The 19,479-nt window shown below is 68.4% G+C and carries 11 protein-coding genes; 2 read left to right on the forward strand and 9 right to left on the reverse strand.

Annotated elements, in window-relative coordinates:
* Nucleotides 1-176 precede the first annotated feature (176 nt).
* Nucleotides 177-1,106, forward strand: a complete 930-nt coding sequence (locus HMJ39_RS00525; RefSeq protein WP_194295870.1) for an esterase/lipase family protein — start codon at nt 177-179, stop codon at nt 1,104-1,106.
* A 101-nt stretch (nt 1,107-1,207) separates the two neighbouring features.
* Nucleotides 1,208-2,212, forward strand: coding sequence for a putative solute-binding protein (locus HMJ39_RS00530; protein ID WP_194295902.1), 1,005 nt, complete (start codon nt 1,208-1,210; stop codon nt 2,210-2,212).
* Between the two features lie 6 nt (nt 2,213-2,218).
* Here HMJ39_RS00530 and HMJ39_RS00535 read toward each other — a convergent pair whose 3' ends face one another.
* The 9 genes from HMJ39_RS00535 to bcsA all read right to left on the reverse strand — a co-directional run bounded on the left by HMJ39_RS00535 (nt 2,219) and on the right by bcsA (nt 19,465).
* Nucleotides 2,219-3,361, reverse strand: coding sequence for an acyl-CoA dehydrogenase family protein (locus tag HMJ39_RS00535; RefSeq protein ID WP_323370792.1), 1,143 nt, complete (start codon nt 3,359-3,361; stop codon nt 2,219-2,221).
* A 220-nt stretch (nt 3,362-3,581) separates the two neighbouring features.
* Nucleotides 3,582-4,955: a phosphomannomutase/phosphoglucomutase gene (locus HMJ39_RS00540; RefSeq protein ID WP_194295872.1), complete on the reverse strand. Its 1,374-nt coding sequence runs from the start codon at nt 4,953-4,955 to the stop codon at nt 3,582-3,584.
* Between the two features lie 133 nt (nt 4,956-5,088).
* Complete coding sequence (pgi, locus tag HMJ39_RS00545; RefSeq protein WP_194295873.1) at nt 5,089-6,747, reverse strand: glucose-6-phosphate isomerase; 1,659 nt, start codon at nt 6,745-6,747, stop codon at nt 5,089-5,091.
* Nucleotides 6,747-8,051, reverse strand: a complete 1,305-nt coding sequence (locus HMJ39_RS00550; protein WP_194295874.1) for a UDP-glucose dehydrogenase family protein — start codon at nt 8,049-8,051, stop codon at nt 6,747-6,749. The genes pgi and HMJ39_RS00550 overlap by 1 nt, the downstream gene beginning before the upstream one ends.
* A 28-nt stretch (nt 8,052-8,079) precedes the next feature.
* Entirely contained in the window at nt 8,080-8,961 is an 882-nt protein-coding gene (locus HMJ39_RS00555) for a UTP--glucose-1-phosphate uridylyltransferase (protein ID WP_194295875.1), read from the reverse strand.
* 107 nt (nt 8,962-9,068) lie between these two features.
* Nucleotides 9,069-10,133, reverse strand: a complete 1,065-nt coding sequence (locus tag HMJ39_RS00560) for a glycosyl hydrolase family 8 (protein ID WP_194295876.1) — start codon at nt 10,131-10,133, stop codon at nt 9,069-9,071.
* Nucleotides 10,123-10,596 carry a cellulose biosynthesis protein BcsD gene (gene bcsD, locus HMJ39_RS00565; RefSeq protein ID WP_194295877.1) on the reverse strand — a complete coding sequence of 158 codons (474 nt, stop codon included), beginning with the start codon at nt 10,594-10,596 and terminating at the stop codon, nt 10,123-10,125. Before bcsD ends, HMJ39_RS00560 begins: the two co-directional genes overlap by 11 nt.
* A 2-nt stretch (nt 10,597-10,598) precedes the next feature.
* Nucleotides 10,599-15,116, reverse strand: coding sequence for a cellulose biosynthesis protein BcsC (locus HMJ39_RS00570; protein WP_194295878.1), 4,518 nt, complete (start codon nt 15,114-15,116; stop codon nt 10,599-10,601).
* Complete coding sequence (gene bcsA, locus HMJ39_RS00575; protein WP_194295879.1) at nt 15,113-19,465, reverse strand: UDP-forming cellulose synthase catalytic subunit; 4,353 nt, start codon at nt 19,463-19,465, stop codon at nt 15,113-15,115. Before bcsA ends, HMJ39_RS00570 begins: the two co-directional genes overlap by 4 nt.
* Nucleotides 19,466-19,479 lie beyond the last annotated feature (14 nt).

Below are 19,479 nucleotides of genomic sequence, written 5' to 3' on the forward strand. Positions count from 1 at the left end.
CCTGTTCTCCGTCTTGTTGTTATCACCGCTAATCGGATTACGACTTTTTTATTAGTGAAATGCCCGCCAGAGCGGCGCTACTCTTTTCAGTGAACCTCCGGCTTCCGGGAAGGTTCCCGCCAAGAGGACCTTGGCGCATAACCGACATTTCAACAACAACACAAACAGGGAAGCTTATGAAAACGCTCGCTCAGGCGCTGCTTGGCGCCCTCATGCTCGCGGTGCTGTCCGTGCCGGCCCAGGCGCTCGCCGACTACACCGCCACCCGCTACCCCATCGTCCTGGTGCACGGCCTGTTCGGTTTCGACACCGCCGCCGGCGTGGATTACTGGTATCGCATTCCCGAGGAGCTGCGCCAGGGCGGCGCGCAAGTCTACGTGGCCCAGGTGAGCGCCGCCGAGGACACCGCCGTGCGCGGCGAGCAGCTGGCCCGCCAGGTGGAGACCATCCTCGCCAGCACCGGCGCCGACCGGGTCAACCTGATCGGCCACAGCCACGGCGGCCCCACCACCCGCTACGTGGCCTCGGTGTACCCGGGGTACGTGGCCTCGGTGACCAGCGTCGGCGGCGTCAACTGGGGCGCCCGGCTGGCGGACGTGCTGCAGGGCGTGGTCGACAACGTGCCCTTCTCCGGCAACCTGATCGGCTACCTGGGCAACGCCCTGGCCGGGGTCATCGACCTGTTCTCCGGCGGCGGCAACGAACAGGACATCCTGGCCGCGCTCAAGGCCCTGACCACCGCCGAGACCGTCGCCTTCAACCAGCAATACCCGGAGGGCATGCCCGCCGAATACTGCGGCGACGCGCCACGGGTGGCCAGCAACGGTGTCTCCTACTTCTCCTGGAGCGGCGCCAAGACGCTCACCAACGGCCTGGACCCGTCCGATCCGTTCCTGGCGGCCACCTCCATCGTGTTCCTGGGCGAGCCCAACGACGGCCTGGTGAGCAGTTGCTCCAGCCACCTGGGCATGGTGATCCGTGACGACTACCGCATGAATCACCTGGACGAGGTCAATCAGGTGCTGGGCCTGCACGACCTGTGGAGCACCGATCCGGTGACGCTTTACCGGCAGCAGGCCAACCGGCTGAAGAACTACAGTTTCTGATCAAGGTGACCGAAACGCTCACGCACCCGGGCGCCAAGGTTTTGTGTCCTGACGTCACCCGCCTACCATCCGGACAGAGACCCGGATGAAGGACCATGACCATGACAAAAAGCCTCAGCGCCCTCCTGGCCGCCGCCGCCCTGTTCGTGGGCGGCGCCGCCCAGGCCCAGCAGGAGCCCATTGAACGCGACATCTGCGTGTTCGACATCGCCGGCCAGATGGGCCCCACCATGGCCGCCATGAAGGACTGGCGTACCGCCGCGCTGAAATGGGGCCTGAAGGCCAATCTGCGCGTCTACACCAACGAGCAGGTGGCCGCCGAGGACCTCAAGGCCGGCCAGTGCGACGCCTCCCTGATCACCGGCCTGCGCGCCCGCCAGTTCAACAAGTACGCCGGCACCCTGGATTCCATTGGCGCCCTGCCCTCCATGGAGCACATGAAGCTGGCCCTTCGCGTGCTGTCCCACCCGAGCCGCGCCGGGCAACTCACCGCCAACTCCTACGAGGTAATCGGCATCGCCCCCATCGGCGCCGCCTACCTGTTCGTCAACGACCGCGACATCAACACCCTGGCCAAGGCCGCCGGCAAGAAGGTGGCGGTGCTGGATTTCGACCCCACCCAGGCCAAGATGGTGGCCGCCGCCGGCGCCACCCCGGTGCCCTCGGACATCACCAACTTCGCCGGCAAGTTCAACAACGGCTCCGTGGACGTGATCGCCGCGCCCCTGGTGGCCTACAACGTGCTGGAGCTCTACAAGGGCCTGCAGCCCGACGGCGGCATCATCGACTACCCGCTGTTGCAGCTTTCCATCCAGCTGGTGGGCAAGGAAGACCGCTTCCCAGCGGAGATCGCGCAGAAATCCCGGGAGTACTTCTACAACAACCTGGACCAGGTGCTGGAGCAACTGGAGCGCGAATCCAGCCAGGTGGACTCCAAGTGGTGGGTGGACATCCCGGACGACGACAAGCGCGAATACGAAGTGATGATGCAGGACGCCCGGGATCAGTTGCGCAACGAAGGCTACTACGACCCGGACATGCTCGACCTGCTGCGCAAGATCCGCTGCAAGCTCAACAGCGCCCGGGCCGAGTGCACCGCCGGCTGACGCTAGCTAGAGCCCCAGCCGCTTGGCGATCACCTCGTTCATGATCTCGTAGGTGCCGCCGCCGATGGAGAGGATGCGGTTGTCGCGGAACAGCCGCTCCACCACGGTGCCGCGCATGTAGCCGGCGCCGCCGAAGATCTGCACCGCGTCCCAGGTGACCCGGTCGGCGCACTGGGTGGCCTGGTTCTTGGCCATGGACACGTCCAGCACGCAGTCCTCGCCGTTGGCGATGCGCGCCGCGGTGCGGTAGGTGAATTCCCGGCTCACCGCCACCTGGGTGGCCATTTCCGCCAGCTTGTGGCGGGTCACCTGAAAGCCGGCAATGGGCCGCCCGAAGGCCTGGCGTTCCTTGGCGTAGGCCATGGCTTCCTCCAGGGCCACCTGGGCGGTCATGTTGGCGGTCACCGCCAGGATCAGCCGCTCCATCTGGAAGTTGCTCATGATGCAGTAGAAGCCGCCGTTCTCCGGGCCGATCAGGTTTTCCGCCGGCACCCGGCAGTCCTCGAAATACAGTTCGGCGGTGTCGGACGCCCACCAGCCCATCTTCTTCAGCTCCCGGCCCACGGTGAAGCCCGGGGTGCCCTTCTCGACCAGTAGCAGGGAGACGCCGCCGAAGCCGGCGTCGCCGGTGCGTACCGCCACCGTGTAGTAGTCCGCGCGCACGCCGCTGGTGATGAAGGTCTTGGCGCCGTTCACCACATAGTGGTCGCCGTCACGGGTGGCCTTGGTGCGCAGGTTGGCCACGTCGGAGCCGCCGCCGGGCTCGGTGATCGCCAGGGCGGCGATCTGGTCACCGGCCAGCACCGCCGGCACCACCCGTTCCTGCAGGGCCTCGGAGCCCCACTTCCACACCGGCGGCAGGCCGATGTCCAGGGAGCCCAGGCTGGCGCCCACGCCGCCGGAAGTGCAGCGGGTGATTTCCTCGCAGGCGGCCACCTTCATGAACACGTCCTCGCCGCTGCCGCCCCAGCGTTCCGGGGCGCCGATGCCGAGGATGCCGGCGTCCGCCGCCTTCTTGTACAGCTCCCGGGGGAAGGTGCCGGCCTCCTCCCAGTCGTTCACCTGGGGAAGGATCTCGCGTTCCACGAACTTGCGCACGGTGTCGCGCACCATGCCGTGGGTTTCATTGAAGTAGGACAGGTCGGCCACGGTCACTCCTTGTTCTTGAATCGGGGGGGGCTGGATGGGGCGCGCCATAAACCAAGCGCTTGCTTGGTTTCGAGGATAGCAAAATCCCGATGGGGTGTGCCATGGATTAGGGATTGGTGCGGATCGCGACTGAAGTCGCTCCTACAGCATCAAAGACCGCTGTAGGAGCGACCGGGCGGCGTTCCGCTTCAGTCGCGATAGGGAGGTGGCAGCGGTGGGCTCAGCCGACGGCCTGAATGGCCTGCTCGATGGCGGCTTCGAAGCGCTGGCGGATGCGCGCCAGGGTGGCGTCGTCGCGGGCTTCGTAGCGGGTCACCAGCTTCGGCGAGGTGTTGGAAGCGCGACACAGGCCCCAGCCGTCGGCGTAGTCCATGCGAATGCCGTCGATCACGCGGCGCTCGCCGTCGCCCAGGTCGGCGTGTTCCTGCAGGTACTCGATGATGGCGAACTTGTTCTCCTCGGTGACCTGGATCTGGATCTCCGGGGTGGAGTGCAGCCTGGGGAAGCGCTGGAAGAAGCTCACCGCGTCGCCGTCATGGCGGCTGAGAATACCCAGCAGCCGGGCCGCCGCCAGGGTGGCGTCGTCGAAGCCGTACCAGTCCTCGGCGAAGAAGATGTGGCCGCTCATCTCACCGGCCAGCAGGGCGCCGGTTTCCTTCATGCGCGCCTTGATCAGCGAGTGGCCGGTGCGCCACATTTCCGGCTCGCCGCCGGCCTTCCTGATCACGTCGAACAGTTCACCGGTGCATTTCACGTCGAAGATCACCTTGGCGCCGGGTACCCGGGAAACCAGGTCCTCGGCCAGGGCCATGAGCAGGATGTCCGGGTAGACCACCTCGCCGTCGGGGAGCACCACGCCGAGTCGGTCGCCGTCGCCGTCGAAGGCCAGGCCCAGATCGGCGTTTTCCTCGCGGACGGTGGCGATCAGATCCTTGAGGGTCTCGATGTCGCCCGGGTCCGGATGATGGTTGGGGAAGGTGCCGTCCACGTCCGCGTACAGGGGCACCACGTCGCAGCCGAGCAGCATCAGCGCTTCCGGGGCGGTGACGCCGGCGGCGCCGTTGCCGCAGTCCACCACCACCTTCAGCGGCCGCGCCAGCTGGTGACGGCGCTGCACCGCGTTCAGGTAGGCGGGCAGCACGTCCCGTTGCTCGCGGCTGCCCTCCCCTTCGCTGAAGTCGCCCTGCTGGATGCGGGTCTTGAGCGCCTGGATGGCGTCGCCGGACAGGGCGGTGCCCTGAATGACGACCTTGAAGCCGTTGTAGTCCGGCGGATTGTGGCTGCCGGTGACCATCACGCCGGAGTCGGCGTCGTGGTAATGATGGGTGGCGAAGTACAGCACCGGGGTGGGCACCAGGCCCACTTCCACCACGTTGCAGCCGCTCGCCTGCAGACCCTTGGCGAGGCCGTCCACCAGCGCCGGCGAGGACAATCGGCCATCGCGGCCCACCGCCACGGTGTCGCCGCCCTTGGCGCGCACTTCCGAGCCGATGGCCAGGCCGATCAGCCGCGCCGCGTCCACGGTGAGGGTGTCCTCGTAGATGCCGCGGATGTCGTAGGCGCGGAACAGGGTATCGGACAGTTCGGTGCTCATTAGCAAATCCTTTTATCAGGCGCCGCTTCACGGCGCGTTGCAGGATGCAGGATACAGGATGAAAGGGCAGGCTTCGTGCCCCCCCTGTTCCTGTATCCTGCATCCTGAATCCTGAATCGAGCCGCGAAGCGGCTTAGGTTTGTTGTTGGCGGACGTAGCCGGCCAGCGCTCGGGTGGAGGCGTCCAGGCCGTCGCTGCCCTCGCCGTTCTCCAGTACCCGGATCATATCCTTGGCGATTTTCTTGCCCATTTCCACACCCCACTGGTCGAAAGGGTTGATGCCCCACAGCACCGCCTGCACGAACACCTTGTGCTCGTAGAGCGCCACCAGCGCGCCCAGGTGATACGGCGTCAGTTCGTCCATAAGGAGGGTGGTGCTGGGCTGGTTGCCCCGGTAGCGCTTGTAGGCCGGGGTGTCGCCGCCCTCCTCCAGGGCCCGGTCGCCCAGGGCCAGCAGGCGCGATTGCGCCAGGCAGTTGGCCAGGGTCAGGGTGTGCTGCTCCTCCAGGGGCTGCAGTTCGGCGCTGTTGCCATTGCGGCCATGGCGGGCGGCGGCGATGAACTCACAGGCCACCGGCTGGGTGCCCTGGTGCAGCAGCTGATAGAAAGCGTGCTGGGCGTTCGGCCCCACCTCGCCCCAGATCACCGGGCAGGTATGGTAGTCCACCAGCTCGCCGTCCCGGTCCACGGACTTGCCGTTGGATTCCATCTCCAGCTGCTCCACGTACGCCGGCCAGTGCTTGAGGCGACCGTCGTAGGGCAGCACCGCGCGGGCGGTGATGTCCAGGTAGTTCAGGTTCCACACGTCGATCAGGCCCATGAGCACCGGCAGGTTGGCCTCCCAGGGCGCCTCGCGGAAGTGCCGGTCCAGGTCGTGGGCGCCGGCCAGCAACTCGCGAAAACCGTCCATGCCGATGGTCAACGCGATCGGCAGGCCGATGGTGGACCACAGCGAATAGCGGCCGCCCACCCATTCCCAGAACAGCAGCTGGTTGTCCTCGTGGATGCCCCACTCGCTCATACGCTCGGGCATGGCGGACACACCGATGAAGTGGCAGCGCAGCACGGCGCCGTTGCGGTCCGGGAACGCCTGCTCCAGCCAGTAGCGAGCGGTGGCCGCGTTGCTGAGAGTGTCCACGGTGGTGAAGGATTTCGAGGACAGCACGATCAGGGTGGTGGCCGGGTTGAGTTCGTCGAGCAGCGGCGCGATCTGGCTGCCATCCATGGACGACACGAAATGCAAGCGCGGGCGCTTGCCCCGGTCCGGCCGGTGCTCGTGGAGCGCCACCGAGGCCATCAGCGGCCCCAGGTCGGAGCCGCCCACGCCCATGTTGACCACGTCGGTGATGGCATCGCCTTCGCAACCGCGCCACTGGCCGGACAGAATTCGCGTGACCATGCGCTCCATGCGCGCCAGCTGGTCGCGCACCGGATCGTCCTCGCCCTCGGCACGGTCCGGCTCACGCAGGCGCCAGTGCATGGCGGCGCGGCCCTCGGTCCAGTTCACCTCACCGCCCTCGAACAGGCAGCGCATCCAGGCATCCAGTCCGCGGGCGGTGGCCAGACCACGCAATTTATCCAGGGTGGCGGGGTCGAGTCGCTGCTTGCTGAAATCGGCGAGCAGACCGCAGGCACTCAGGCTCAGGCGCTGGAAGCGCTCCGGGTCGCCGGCGAACAGATCCGCCAGGTGCCAGTGGCGGGCCTGGCCGGCGTGCTCGCGCAGGGCCTGGTCGGCATCCCGCTCGGCGTCGGCGTCGTGCAGGGGCAGTTGGTGCGAGGGGAAGGCGTTCATCAGCTTCTCCCGATGCCGTAGTAGGTGAAGCCCTGGCGCGTCACGTACGCCGGGTCGTAGATGTTGCGGCCGTCCAGGATCAGGGGCGTGCGCATGGCCGCCTTGAGGTCATCCCAATCCGGGCCCCAGTAGGCCTTCCATTCAGTGACCAGCATCATGGCGTCACTGTCCCGGGCGGCATCGTAGGGGTCGTCGTGCAGGGTCAGGGTGCCTTTGTCCCGGGCCCAGGCGGCCAGCTCCGGCAGCGCCAGGGGGTCGTGCACGTGCACGTCCACGCCCTGGGCCCAGAGCGCCTCGATCAGACGCAACGCCGGACCGTTGTCCACCCGATCGGAACCGGGCTTGAAGGCGGCGCCCCACAGGGTCACCCGGCGCCGGTCCACCTCGCCTTCGTAATGACGCCAGAACTTACGGAACAGTACTTCCTTCTGGCGCTCGTTGATCTGCAGCACCTGCTCGAGCAACTCAGCGCCCACCCGGCGCCGGCGCAGAGTGTCGGTAAGGTTCATCACGTCGCGGCTGAAGCCCGGCCCGCCGAACCCGCAACCGGCGTACAGATAAGCTTCGCCGATGCGCGGGTCGGAGCCCACGCCCTGGCGAATCACATCGATGTCCACGCCCAGTTCCTCGGCCAGCAGCGCCATGTCGTTCATGTAGCTAAGCCGGGTAGCGAGCATGCCGCTGATCGCCACCTTGGTGAATTCCGCCTCGCGGGGTTGCATCACCTGCAACACGTCCCGGCGCCGGTTGTAGGGGCGCAGGATTTCGCGCATCAGCACTTCCGCCTCGCGATCATCGCAGCCCAGCAGCAGATGATGGGGGCGGGTGAAGGACGACAGCGCCATGCCTTCCTGCAAGGTGTCGGGCAAGCACACCACCGGGGTAGCGGCGCCCTGCTCGCGCAGCCGCGCCTGCAGTTCCTCGGTGCTGCCCACCGGGAACACGCTCTGGTTGATCAGAAGGCGCGCGCCGCCGCGCCCGGCCCAGTCCGCCAGGTGGCCGGCGCGATCCTGGTCGCCGGGCTGCAGGGCCAGGCACACCACCGGCGCCGGTTCGCTCACCGCCGGTTCGCCATTGGGGTCGGCCAGGCCCGGTTCGTCGGTGCGGCAGTCCAGCCGCCCGGCGCGGCGCTGGGCGGTAACCAGTTCCGCCAGCCCCGGTTCCTGGTAGAGCACCCGGCCATCGTCCAGGGCCCGGGCCACCCGGCCCGGCGGCAGCCACCAGCGCACCCGGTGGCCGCTTTGCGCGAAGGCGGCGGCGGTGACCATGGCGCACAGGGTGTCGCCGAACATGTCGATACGCATTTATGGCTCCTTTGCAATGCGTTCCGCTTTAGCCGCGATTCGCCTGTGCGATCAGATCGCGGGCGGCGCCACCGATCTCCGGGTGCTTGAGCGCGTAATGCAGAATCGCTTCCAGATAGCCTTCCTTGCTGCCGCAATCAAAGGTGCGCCCCAGCATGGCGTAGGCCTCCACCGGCGCCTGCTGGATCAGCGTGGCCAGGGCGTCGGTGAGCTGGATCTCGTCGCCGGCGCCCGGCGGCGTGTTCGCCAGCAGGTCCATGACCCCCGGCGGCAGCACATAGCGGCCCACCACGGACAGGTTGGAGGGCGCGTCCTCGCGGGCCGGCTTTTCCACCACGCCGCGCATCGGCGCGCTGTCGCCGGCCGCCGGTGGCGCGCCGTCCAGGTCGGCGATGCCGTACTTGTGCACCAGCTCGTCGGGCACCTTCTCCACCATGATCTGGGCGGCGCCGCCGTCGTCGAAACGGCGGATCATGTTGGCCAGATCATTGCCACGGCCGTCGTCGTCCACCAGCACGTCCGGCAGGATCACCACGAACGGCTCGCCGGCCACCGCGTTGCGTGCCTGCCACACCGCGTGGCCCAGGCCCAGGGGCGGCCCCTGGCGCACGCTGATCACCTGCACGCCCTCGGGTAGCGGCTTGCTCACGGTTTCCAGCAGGTCGGTCTTGCCCTTGGCTTCGAGCTGGGCTTCCAGCTCCGGATGGCCGTCGAAGAAATTCTCGATGGCGGTCTTGCTGGCGTGGCTGACCAGGATGATCTCGGTAATGCCGGCGTTGACCGCCTCCTCCACCACGTAATCAATGGCGGGCCGATCCACGATCGGCAGCATTTCCTTCGGGATCGACTTGGAGGCCGGCAGCATGCGGGTTCCAAACCCGGCCACCGGAATAACCGCTTTCCTGACCATGAAGACTCCTTTGCAACAAAAACGCGGGGCCCCGTGCCCCCTTTCCCCATTATGGAACCAGGAGAGCCGCCCGGCGTTCCGAACCGAAGTCGCGCCTCCCGGCCTAATTACAGTTTTTTACGCTCCAGGACGCCTCGCAGCGGCGCCGGCTGGAACGCCATGCGGCTGAGCATCAACAGCGAGGCGCTGTAGTAATCGTCGTCCGGTTGCGGCGCCAGCGGAATCGAATCGCCGTTGCCAAGCATCAGCGCGCGCACCGCCAGCCCACCCCGGGAAAGCGGAAAATCGGCGCTTTCACCGGTTTCCAGATCGACCCAGGCCGGCGGCCGGGGGCGCATCCAGAAACGGCGCACGCCATCCAGCAGGGCCACGTCACCGAGCCCCATCCAGTAAAAATACAACGGCACGCGCACCGCTTCGAAGCCGAAGCGCGGCGGCCATTGCTCCGCCAGGCTGAGCGCGCCCTGCTGATCCAGGCGCACCCAGTCCGGCGGCAGTTTGCGGCCGCCCTTGCGGGCCAGCTCGATCAGACGGATGCCATCGTACATCAAACGCCGCCAGGGACCGCCCGGGTCCAGCCGCGCGAAGCAGTCCAGCGCCGGCATCACATAATAGGAGGGATTCAGGTTGACGTAACCGTCGTGCTGGAAGCCGGTGCGCCCGGGCAGCAGCACCTGGTAGCCGCCGTATTCGATGATCAGGTGGCGGCGGATCGCCTCGCGCAGGCGTTCGGAGTCGAGCCGGTAGCGGGGGCGCTCCCAGTGGCGCCCCGCCAGCTCCAGGGCCCAGGCGATCAGCAGGTCGCCGTCGGTGGCGTTGTTGGGGTCCATGGCGGCCGGGTCGGCGCCGGGGTCGAAGCGCCAGGTGTAGAGGCCGTCCACCTTGCGGCGCAGATGCTCGCGGGTCCAGTCGTAGAGGGCGTCGAAGCGGTCCGGGTCATCGAAGTACACCGCCATCAGCATGCCCCAGCCCTGCCCTTCGGTGTGGCTGATGTTGCCGTTGCCGGTGTCCACCACCCGGCCTTCGCGGGTAATGAAGCGGTCTTGATAGGTTCGCCAGCCCGGGTCGGTGGCGGCGGCGGCCGGTGCGGCCAGGCTCAGTGCCAGCCCGACCAGCGCGCAGAGGAAAGCGGCCAGTGGCGCTCTCGCAACGTCACCATCGTCAACAGCCATAACAGAATTCCAGCGGCCCTTCCGAGTTGGCCTTGAGTACCTGTACCTGCACGGCGCCGTCCCCGCCCTGGTCCCGCAGCCAGGCGTTGTAGGCCCCGGCCAGCAGCGCCGCCAGCGCGGCGGCCCAGGTATCCTTGGCCGCGCCGTCCAGGCGCGGCCAGGCATCGTGGGCGATCACGATCATGTCCGATTCCGCGTAGAACTGGCACCAGCCCCAGTCGAGCTCACGCCAGCGGCGGTTCACCGCCGCTTCCAGCCCTTCCAGGGTGTCCTGCTCGTCGATGGGCAGATCCGAAGCGATCTTGGCGCCCAGGTGGCCGAAGAACGCCAGCATTTCCTCGCTGCCAGCGCTGGCGTTGAGCTCCTCCACCAGGGCCGTCATGAACAGCCGCCACTGGCCGCTGAACTGCCGCCCCCGGTAGTACTCCAGGCTGCGCGCCTGGTGGGCGCTCTTCTTATCCATGATCAGGGCTCCATGGTGTAAAGCAGGTTGATCATCGCTGACGTTTCCGAGTAATCCCCGAACGTATCGTACCCGAGGCTGGTGCCCAGGCTGAACGCCGGCGACAACTGATAGTCCAGGCCCGCGCCCAGATTCAGCCCGAAGCCGCTCTCGCTCTCGGCTTCGTAGTACGACGCAGGTGCGACGCCGGCGTCGGCCAGTATATCCAACCACTGCTGCTGCCCCCTCAACGTTGGGAAATACGGCGCTTCTTCCACGCTGTAGCTCTGGAAGCCCGGTGACACACGGGCGTTCCAGGTCACCTTGTTATAGCTTTCCTGGTAGGTGATGGGGAAGGCCAGGCTCACATAGTCCTGCGGGCTGAAGTAGCCGCCGTGGCCGTAGGTGAACTGTCCCCGGTTCTCGTCAAAGCTGCGGTAGTTCAGGTGCACGCCGGTCTGCAGCTCGCGCCAGCGCTGGTTGATCGGCTTCACGTAGGCGCCCAGGTTGAACGACGCTTCCTGGTTGTCGTCCACGTTGTGGCCCTGGTAGCTGTAGAAGCCCAGGTCGCCGTAGGTGCCCACGTCGCCGTTGTCGAAGGCCAGGCCCAGCTCGGCGCCGGTGCGGGTGACGCCGCCCCAGCGGTCGCCGGTGGCCGGGTCCTCGACGCCGGCGTAGGACAGCAGGCTGTCCTTGACCGCGCGGCGCTGGGCGGTGACCCGGAAGCGGGTGTTGGGCGCCACTTCCGGAGCCCAGGTCACGCCGCCCACCAGGTTGGTGACCTCGAAGCCGTAGGGGGTGCTGCCGATGTCGGCGCCGAAGCTGCCCTCCTGGTAGCCGAACGCCACCGCCAGACCGGAATCGGTCTGGTTGCCGGAGGCGGCGGCGCGCTGGTAGGCGCCGGCGCGGGCGGCCACGTCGTTGACCAGTTGGCGCACGGCGGCGCTGCGTGCCCGGTAGTCGGCCACGTTGTCCGCCGCCAGGGAGAAGTCGCTGGAGCCGAATTCCCGCTCCAGGTACTCGTTGACGAACTGGCGCTGATCCGCGTTGAGGGCATCCAGGTCGATGCCGGATTCGAACAGCACGTTGCGGTCCACGTTGGTATCGAACACGTCCTCGGCGTTGGCCAGGGCGTTCTCCGCCTGATCAAGTTGGTTCTGCCGCTGGTTGAAGGTTTCCTCGGCCTGATTGAGCTGGGTCTGGCGGGTGTCCACCGCCGCTTCCAGGGCCGCCAGTTCCTCGTCGGTGGGATCTTCCGCGTCGAGCAAATCCTGCTGGGCGTCGGCCAGGTTGGCCTGGGCGGTGGTGACGCTGGTTTGCGCGGCGTCGCGCTGGGCCTCGGCGGTATCGAACGCGCCCTGGGTGGCGTCCACCTGATCGGCGAATTCGTCGATTTCGTCGATCAGGTCGCCCACGCCGCTAAGCTGCTCCACCACCGCCTCGGCGGCGGCGGAGGTGGCGCCGGTGGAGCCGAAGCGGCGGCCGCCGTCCTCGCTCAGGGTGCCGGCGTTCAGGTACACCGGCGAGGCGGTGGCGGTGAAGCGGCCGCCGCCGAACGGTACCCCGGACAGGCCGATGTCGCCGCGCACCTCGGTGAGCTCGCTCAGGCCGGATTCGCCGTCCCGGAAGCGTAGCGACAAACCGCCCTGCCCCTTCGGCGACAACGCCCGGCGCAGGTCGCCCTGCAGGTCGTCGATGCGCACCAGCCGCTCGCGGCTGGGCGGCGGCGTGGGCGCGGCCTGGCGGGCGGCGGCGCGGGCGGAGGTGCCGCCGCCACCGGAGCGGTAATCACCCATGCGCGCCACTTCGTCCGGGCGCCGCCAGTCGCCGGCCCACTGCTCGTCGCGGCCGCCCTGGTAGGGGCTGGCCGGGGTCGGCGTCACCGGCCCGGAATCGTAGGAGCGATTCAGGTAGGCGCGGGCCTCGCCGTCGGGCTGCCAGCGGCCGGCGGTTTCGGTCTGCCCGGGCAGCCAGACACCGGCGCCCTTGTCGTCGTCGCCGCCACCGCCGAACGCCGCCCAGCGGCCATCGTCCCGGGACTGGCCGGCGCCGCGGAACGGGTTCACCACCCCGGCGATCACCGGGCTGTCGCCACGCTCGGCGTTTTCCGCCTGCTCGGCGAATTTCAGGGCCTGGCGTTTGTCGCCCTGGGCCTCGGCGGTACGCGCCGCCAGCAGCAGCAGTTCGCCGTCCTCCAGGGGCGCCACCTGGCGCAGCAGTTCCTCGGCGCGGTCCGCGTCGCCGGCGCCCAGGGCGGAGGCCACGGCGCCCCGGCGGGCAACCAGGTCATTGGGGTCGCGCTCCAGCTGCCATTCGAACACCCGGCGCGCGTCCTGGTAGCGCTTGCCTTCCAGGTACAGGCTGCCCAGCTCGTGGAGCAGCGCCGGCTCCTGGGGACGCCGTTCCAGCTCCGCCACCAGCACGTCGTAGGCCTGGGCCAGCTCGCCGTCGTCGCGCAGGGCCACCACCTGGTCCAGCAGCAACTGGTCGCGGGTGTTGCCCAGCGCCACCCGGGCCTGGCGGTTGTCGGCGGCGCGCCGGTCGAGCAGCGCCATCAGGCGCCGCGCTTCGCGCTGGTTGCCGGTCCGCGAGAGTACCGAGGCGTGGTTCAGGAACGGCTCCACGGCGTCGCTCTCGTTGAGGTGCAGGTCCAGGTCCCGGCGCACCAGCGCCAGGGCCAGGCCCTCTTCGCCCTGGTCCACCAACAGGGTGGCCACCTGGCCCAGCTCCTGGGGGTCCTGGGGCGGGTTGCGGTAGAGGTCGTCCAGGGCGTTTTCCACCTGCCAGGAATCCCCTTCGGAGAGCACCCGGCGCAGGCGCGCCACCCGGGCACCGGCGCGCACCCGGTCCGCCAGGGCGTCGATGGCGTCGTCGCGCTGGCCGGCGGGAATCCGGCCCAGCAGGGCTTCGGCGTCTTCCCAGCGCCGTTGTTTCTCCGCCAGCAGGGCCACCACGCGCAGGTCGTCGGCGCTCGGGTTGCCCTCCAGCAGCGGCTCGATCAGGGCGCGGGCCCGGCGCGGTTGGCCCTGGTCGTCGTAGAAGCGCGCCAGGGACAGGCGCGTCCAGGGATCGTCCGGGGCCACCGCCATGGCTTCGCGCAGGGCGGATTCGCCGGCGCCGGGGCGGCCGCCGGCGATCAGTTCCTCGCCCCGGGTACGCAGGGCGTCCACCCGCTGCTGGCGCAGGTAGGCCAGGTCCTCGCGGGCGGAGGCCGGCAACTGGGCGAACACTTCGTCCGCTTCGTCGTAGCGGCCCTGGGCGAGCAGCGCTCGCACCAGGCCGGCGCGGGCCTGGGTCAGCGCCGGGCGCTCCACCAGCAGGCCGCGATAGAGGGTTTCCGCCACCTGGGGCCGGTCCTGGGCGAGCAGGATGTCGCCCTGCAGCAGCTTGGCGTCGCGGCCCTGATTGCCGGACACCTCGGTGAGCGGCCGCACCGCCTGGAACGCCTGGTCCAGGTTACCGGCCTGGTAGGCGGCGCGGGCCGAGGCCAGGCGGCCATAGAAACGGGCGCTTTGCAGCGCCGGCCGCCAGTCGCCGGCCTTGGCCGGATTCATTTTGATGGCGCGGTCTAGGGAGCGCTCGGCGTCGGCGAATTGTTCCCGGCGCAATTGCGCCAGGCCCAGGCCGGCCATGGCGTCGGCGTCGTTGGGGTTGTCCTTGAGGGCGGCGCGGAACGCCTTCTCCGCGCTGCCGGCGCGGCCCGCGTCCAGGGCCTGGTAGCCACGGCCGCGCTCGGCGGTGGCCTGGTCGTTGGCCTGGACCAGCTTGGCCTTGACGCCATTGTCGTCCGGGAAGCGCTCCAGGTAAGCGCGCAGCGGCGCCACGCTGGCGGGCTGGTCCGGCAACCACAGCACGGCCTGGCGCCAGGCGGCGGCCACCTCCTTGTCCGGGTTGTTTTCCCAAAGACCGCGCAGGCGCTCGATGCCCTGCCGGCGGGTGGCGCCTTCATAGGTAAGCACCTTGCCCAGGGCCAGGGACACGGCGCGGTCGCCGGGGCGCGCCTCGGCGAGCTTTTCCAGGCCGCGCCGGGCTTCGTCCCGGCGGCCGTCCACGCCGGCCAGGGTCTGGTAGTACTCCAGCGCCAGGTCCCCCGGCGGCGGGCGATCGCCGAACAGTTCCTCGTAGCGGGCCACGGCGCCCTTCGGGTTGCCGGCGGCGGCCAGCCGCCGGGCTTCACGCAGCAGGTCCGAATCCAGCCCCTGGCGGCGGTTGCGCTCGGCCAGGCGGCGCGCGTAGTCACTGTCCGGGGCCACCCGGCGCAGACGGTCGGCGTAGCGTTGCGCGGCGGCCGGGTCGCGGTCCATCTCCAGCATCGCCATCTGATAGAGCGCCGCCGGGTTGTCCGGGTCCGCGTTGAGCACCCGCTGCAGGGTGTCCGCGGCCAGATCCGGGCGGTTGTTGCCGCGCCAGAACTCCGCCTGATCGAGCAGCCGCTGCACCGAGGCGTCGGTTTCCTGGGCCAGGACCGGCGCCACCGGCGCCAGCAGCGCCGAGCCGAGCAGGCCGGCCGCCAGCCATCCATTGAAGCGCTTCGCTTTCATCGCTTTTTCCGTTCCCCGTGTTCGTTCAGGCGCCGCGCCGCCCGGGCGCGCAACAAAGGCACCATGGTGCCGGCGATCAGAACCAGGACGAACAACGCGCAAATCAGCAGGATGTCCGGCCGCTGGCCCAGTACCCAGCGCACCATTGTGCTTAGGTTGTTGTCACTGTCCGGGCTCACCGGATTGATGCGGAAGTTGCGGATCTCGTCCTTGTCGTCCACCAGCGACAGGTCCTCCCCCAGCTCGGCGCGCACCCGCTGGTCGGCCAGGTCCGCCGCCAGCGCCGCCGTCGAGCTTTCCTGGTTGGTGGCCAGCAGCACCATCTGGCGCTGGTCGTTGAGCGGCGAGTGGTCGGCGATCACCGCCTGCACCCGGGAGCGGCTGCTCAGCGCCCGATCGGCCTCGTCGCGTTCCAGGTTGTCGCCGTACAGGGCCCACAGTTTGAGCCGCTGCCACAGGCCCGGCGCGCGCACCCGCAGACGCCCTTCATAAAAGTAGTACGGCGGCTGCAGCAGCGCCCCGGCCAGCGGGTCCTCCAGAGGCGTCAGCGCCAGCCAGTGCCGCTCCGCCACCCCGCGCAACTGGTCGCGGCCCAGGGCCACCGCCAGCTTGTCGCCGGCCACCCCGGTGGCCTCGGCGAACCGGGACAGCAACGTAAAGGCGCCATCCAGGGTCGGCAGGGACGGCTTCTTCGGCAGCACCAGGGCGCTTTCCGAAAGATCCGCGCGCACCGTGAACGGGTAGCCGGCGGCCAGGAAGGGCCGCAGCTCCGGCACTTCCGCCAGGTGCCAGGTCTCGGTGAGATCCAGGGTGGAATCCGGGTACACCTGGCTGACCACGTCCGTGGGCAGGGTCACGTTGCACGGATCCTCGAAGTGATAGCGCAGGTTGAAATAGAAGGTCAGTTCGTTCTGCCCGTGGATCAACGACGGCGGGACCGGCAGCACCGCCTGTTCCTGACGCAGCGGCCCGGCCACCAGGCCCCAGAGATGCTCGAACAGACCGCGCCGGGTCACTGGCAGCGAGCCCAGATACTGGCCATTCAGGGCCACGTCCAGGCGCGATTTATCGGCGTCCAGCCATTCGCCGTCCGGGAACCGGTAGCGAATGCGCAGTGGCACCGTGTCGCCGGGCCACAAATCCAGATCCGGCGCCACCCGGAACGGCACCCGGATCAACGCGGGGGTAATGCCATTGACCCGCAACTGGTCCGGCGACACCAGATCGCCCAGCCGCAGAGGCACGGCGTCGCCGGCGTTCCAGCGCGGCGCGTCATAGGGCCGGCTCACCGGCGAGGACACCGGCTCCGCCACCATGCGCCGGCCATGGGGCGGCGTTTTCGGATGAATCAGGTAACGCGCCGCCTGCACCAGGCCGGCACTGTCCGGCGCCTCGATCACCAGCAGCTTGCCGCGACCATTGGGGTTGTCCACCATGCGAATGGCCGGCTCCGGGATCGGCACCGGCGCCAGCCCCGGCAACGGGTCGTCATTGGTGGTGAACACCACCGCGTGTCCGTCCGGCAGCTGCTTGTCCACCGACCAGCTCATTGGCCGGTATTCATTGCGGGACCCTACCCAGGACGCCACCAGGGCGGCGGCCAGCACCTGATCCCGGTCGTCGGGGCTGGGCAGCGCCAGGTTCACGTTCACCGGGCCGGAGGCCTTGGGGTCGAACAACGGCACCGGCAGCAGATCCAGACGGTCGGCCAGGGGCAGGTTCTCCACCGCCAGATGCAGGGTGCTGTCGGGCAATACTTCGGCGCGCACCCGCGGGTCCAGGGGGTTCGGGCAGGTCTGGTCGGTGACCCCGAACAGCCGGAAACCGAGCCGGTTGTGGTCCAGCAGCAAGGAGGGATTGATCGCGAACTCGTACTCGTGAATCTCACCGTCGCCCTCGCGCAGGATCAGGCGCTGCACCGGCTCGCCGTTCATATTCACGACCAGCTCGCCATTGCCGTTGGCCAGCGCCGGGTCGTGGCGCAGCCGCAGGGTCATGCGCGCGCCCACCACCACCTCATCCACCGGCAGCGACACCCCGACCCCGGCCTGGGCGCCATCGCCGGAGAGGCTCAGGCCATTGGGCTGGCCCAGTTGCGTGAGGGTCATTTCCTTGGCCGCCGAGGGCAGCGGCCGCACCGCCACGCTTTCCGGCACCGCCGCCACCTCGGCCTGGGCCAGGGCCGGACGCACCGCCAGCAGCGTCAGCACCGCCACCAGGAACAGCATGGCGATGGGCATGATCCAGCGCCACAACTTGCCCTGATGGAACACCCGGTTGGCCTCGCGCTCTTCCGCGTCCCGGGACATGAAGTCCGGCAGGAACAGGCCCATCACACAGCGCAGCACCGGCCAGAACGCTTTCAGGGGGTGATCCTGGCGGCGTTCGCCATCCTTCAGCCAGGCGTCCGCCCGGCCCATGACGATGCGCACCAGCTGGCGACGCTGCTTGATGTCCAGCTCACTCAAACGCAGGCGGATGTAGCGGCGGTCGCCGCCCATGGTCTCCGCCGGCAGCAGCACGGTGCGGCCGTTCATGCCCACTTCCAGAAACTCCACCGCGTGGTCCGGCAGCTCGCCGCCCGGGTTGCGCACCCGCGCCCCGGTCATGGAGATGTCCACGGTGCGCGTGGCCAGGGTGTGGCCCTCCACCATGTACAAGGTGGCCGGCAGATCCAGGTTCACGCGCACCGAGCTTCGCACCTGGCGGCGTTCCCGGGCCACGGCGATGGTGGCCAGCAGAATGAACAGGCTGAAACCGCCCCAGAACAGGTTCAGCGCCATGACGTCCGGCTGCACGCCGTAGTATTCGTGCCAGAACAGCCGCACCACGCCCCAGCCGAGCCCGGCGAGCAGCATGAACGCCACCACCAGGTGCGGTTTCACCGGGTCCACGTCGAAGAAGGTCTCGTTGAGCAGGCCGCCTTTTTCGGTCACGTTGAACTTGCCACGCCGGGGGTTGAAGAAGGTCACCAGGGTCGGCTTCACCAGATGGAAGCACAGCGACGATTCGTAGATCTCGCCCCACAGGGTATGCCGGTACCGGCCGTTGAGCCGGGAGTTGGTATAGACGGCATGGAACAGGTGCGGCAGCGCGTAGGCCAGGATCATCTGCGCCGAGGAGGCGATGATGTTCTGGCCAATCAGCAGATAGGCCAGTGGCGCGGTCAGGAACACCACCCTCGGCAGAGGGAACATGAAATGCAGCATGGCGTTCAGGTAGCACAGCCGCTGGGGCAGGGTCAGGCCGCGCCCGAACAGCGGGTTGTCCAGGCGCATGATCTGCGTCATGCCCCGCGCCCAGCGCGCCCGCTGGCCGATGTGCAGCGACAGCCGCTCGGTGGCCAGGCCGGCGGCCAGCGGCAGCCCCAGGAACGCCGTGCGCCACCCCTTGCGCTGCATCTTCAACGCCGTGTGGGCGTCCTCGGTCACGGTTTCCACGGCGAAGCCGTCCACCTCGTCCAGGGCGGCCCGGCGGATCACCGCGCAGGAGCCGCAGAAGAAGGTGGCGTTCCAGAAATCGTTGCCCTTCTGCACCGGGCCGTAGAACAGCTCGCCCTCCCGGGGCAGGCCGGCACCCACCGCCAGATTGCGCTCGTAGGGATCCTGGGAATAGAAGTAGTGCGGGGTCTGCAGCATGGACAGCCCCGGGTCCGCGCAGAAAGAGCCCACGGTGCTCTGCAGGAAGCCGGTGGTGGGAATGTGGTCGCAGTCGAACACGCAGATCAGCTCGCCGTCGGTGAGCCCCATGGCGTGGTTCAGGTTGCCGGCCTTGGCGTGGTTGTGCTCCTCCCGGGCGATGTAGCCCACCCCGGCCCGGGCGGCGAAGGCGGCGAACGCCTGGCGGCCACCGTCGTCGAGCAGATAGATGTTCATCTTGTCCGCCGGGTACTCCAGTTCCTGGGCGGCCAGCACCGTGTCCATCACCACCGACAGATCCTCGTTGTAGGTGGGGATGTAAACGTCCACGGTGGGCCAGTCCGCCAGGTTCTCCGGCATCGGCACGATGGTCCGCTCCAGCGGATGCAGCGTCTGGATGTAACCGAAGAACATGATGGTCCAGGCGTACAACTCGGCGACGAACAGCCCGTAACCCAACACGTACTCAAAGCCGGTCTGGAACACCAGGGTCTCGGTAATGCGCCAATAAAGGTAGCGGGTGGACACCACCATGGAGAGCAGGATCAGCCCCAGGGAGGCGCGCCGCGAGCCCGGGTTGCTAAGCCGGTGGGCGACAATCGCCAGGATGGCGCCGGCGAAGCCGAGCACCATCTGGTGCTGGGCATCCATGGGCGTGGTGATGAACAGAAGCAAAGGTGGAATGGCGAGCAAAACCGCCAACACAAGCATGATGCGCCCGCGGA

The sequence above is a fragment of the Alloalcanivorax profundimaris genome (genome assembly GCF_015265435.1).
GTDB lineage: Bacteria > Pseudomonadota > Gammaproteobacteria > Pseudomonadales > Alcanivoracaceae > Alloalcanivorax > Alloalcanivorax profundimaris.

Coding starts and splice junctions, on each gene's coding strand:
- HMJ39_RS00525 (WP_194295870.1), top strand. CDS start 177: ATGAAAACGCTCGCTCAGGCGCTGCTTGGCGCCCTCATGCTCGCGGTG.
- HMJ39_RS00530 (WP_194295902.1), top strand. CDS start 1,208: ATGACAAAAAGCCTCAGCGCCCTCCTGGCCGCCGCCGCCCTGTTCGTG.
- HMJ39_RS00540 (WP_194295872.1), bottom strand. CDS start 4,955: ATGAGCACCGAACTGTCCGATACCCTGTTCCGCGCCTACGACATCCGC.
- pgi (WP_194295873.1), bottom strand. CDS start 6,747: ATGAACGCCTTCCCCTCGCACCAACTGCCCCTGCACGACGCCGACGCC.
- HMJ39_RS00550 (WP_194295874.1), bottom strand. CDS start 8,051: ATGCGTATCGACATGTTCGGCGACACCCTGTGCGCCATGGTCACCGCC.
- HMJ39_RS00555 (WP_194295875.1), bottom strand. CDS start 8,961: ATGGTCAGGAAAGCGGTTATTCCGGTGGCCGGGTTTGGAACCCGCATG.
- HMJ39_RS00560 (WP_194295876.1), bottom strand. CDS start 10,133: ATGGCTGTTGACGATGGTGACGTTGCGAGAGCGCCACTGGCCGCTTTC.
- bcsD (WP_194295877.1), bottom strand. CDS start 10,596: ATGGATAAGAAGAGCGCCCACCAGGCGCGCAGCCTGGAGTACTACCGG.
- HMJ39_RS00570 (WP_194295878.1), bottom strand. CDS start 15,116: ATGAAAGCGAAGCGCTTCAATGGATGGCTGGCGGCCGGCCTGCTCGGC.
- bcsA (WP_194295879.1), bottom strand. CDS start 19,465: ATGCTTGTGTTGGCGGTTTTGCTCGCCATTCCACCTTTGCTTCTGTTC.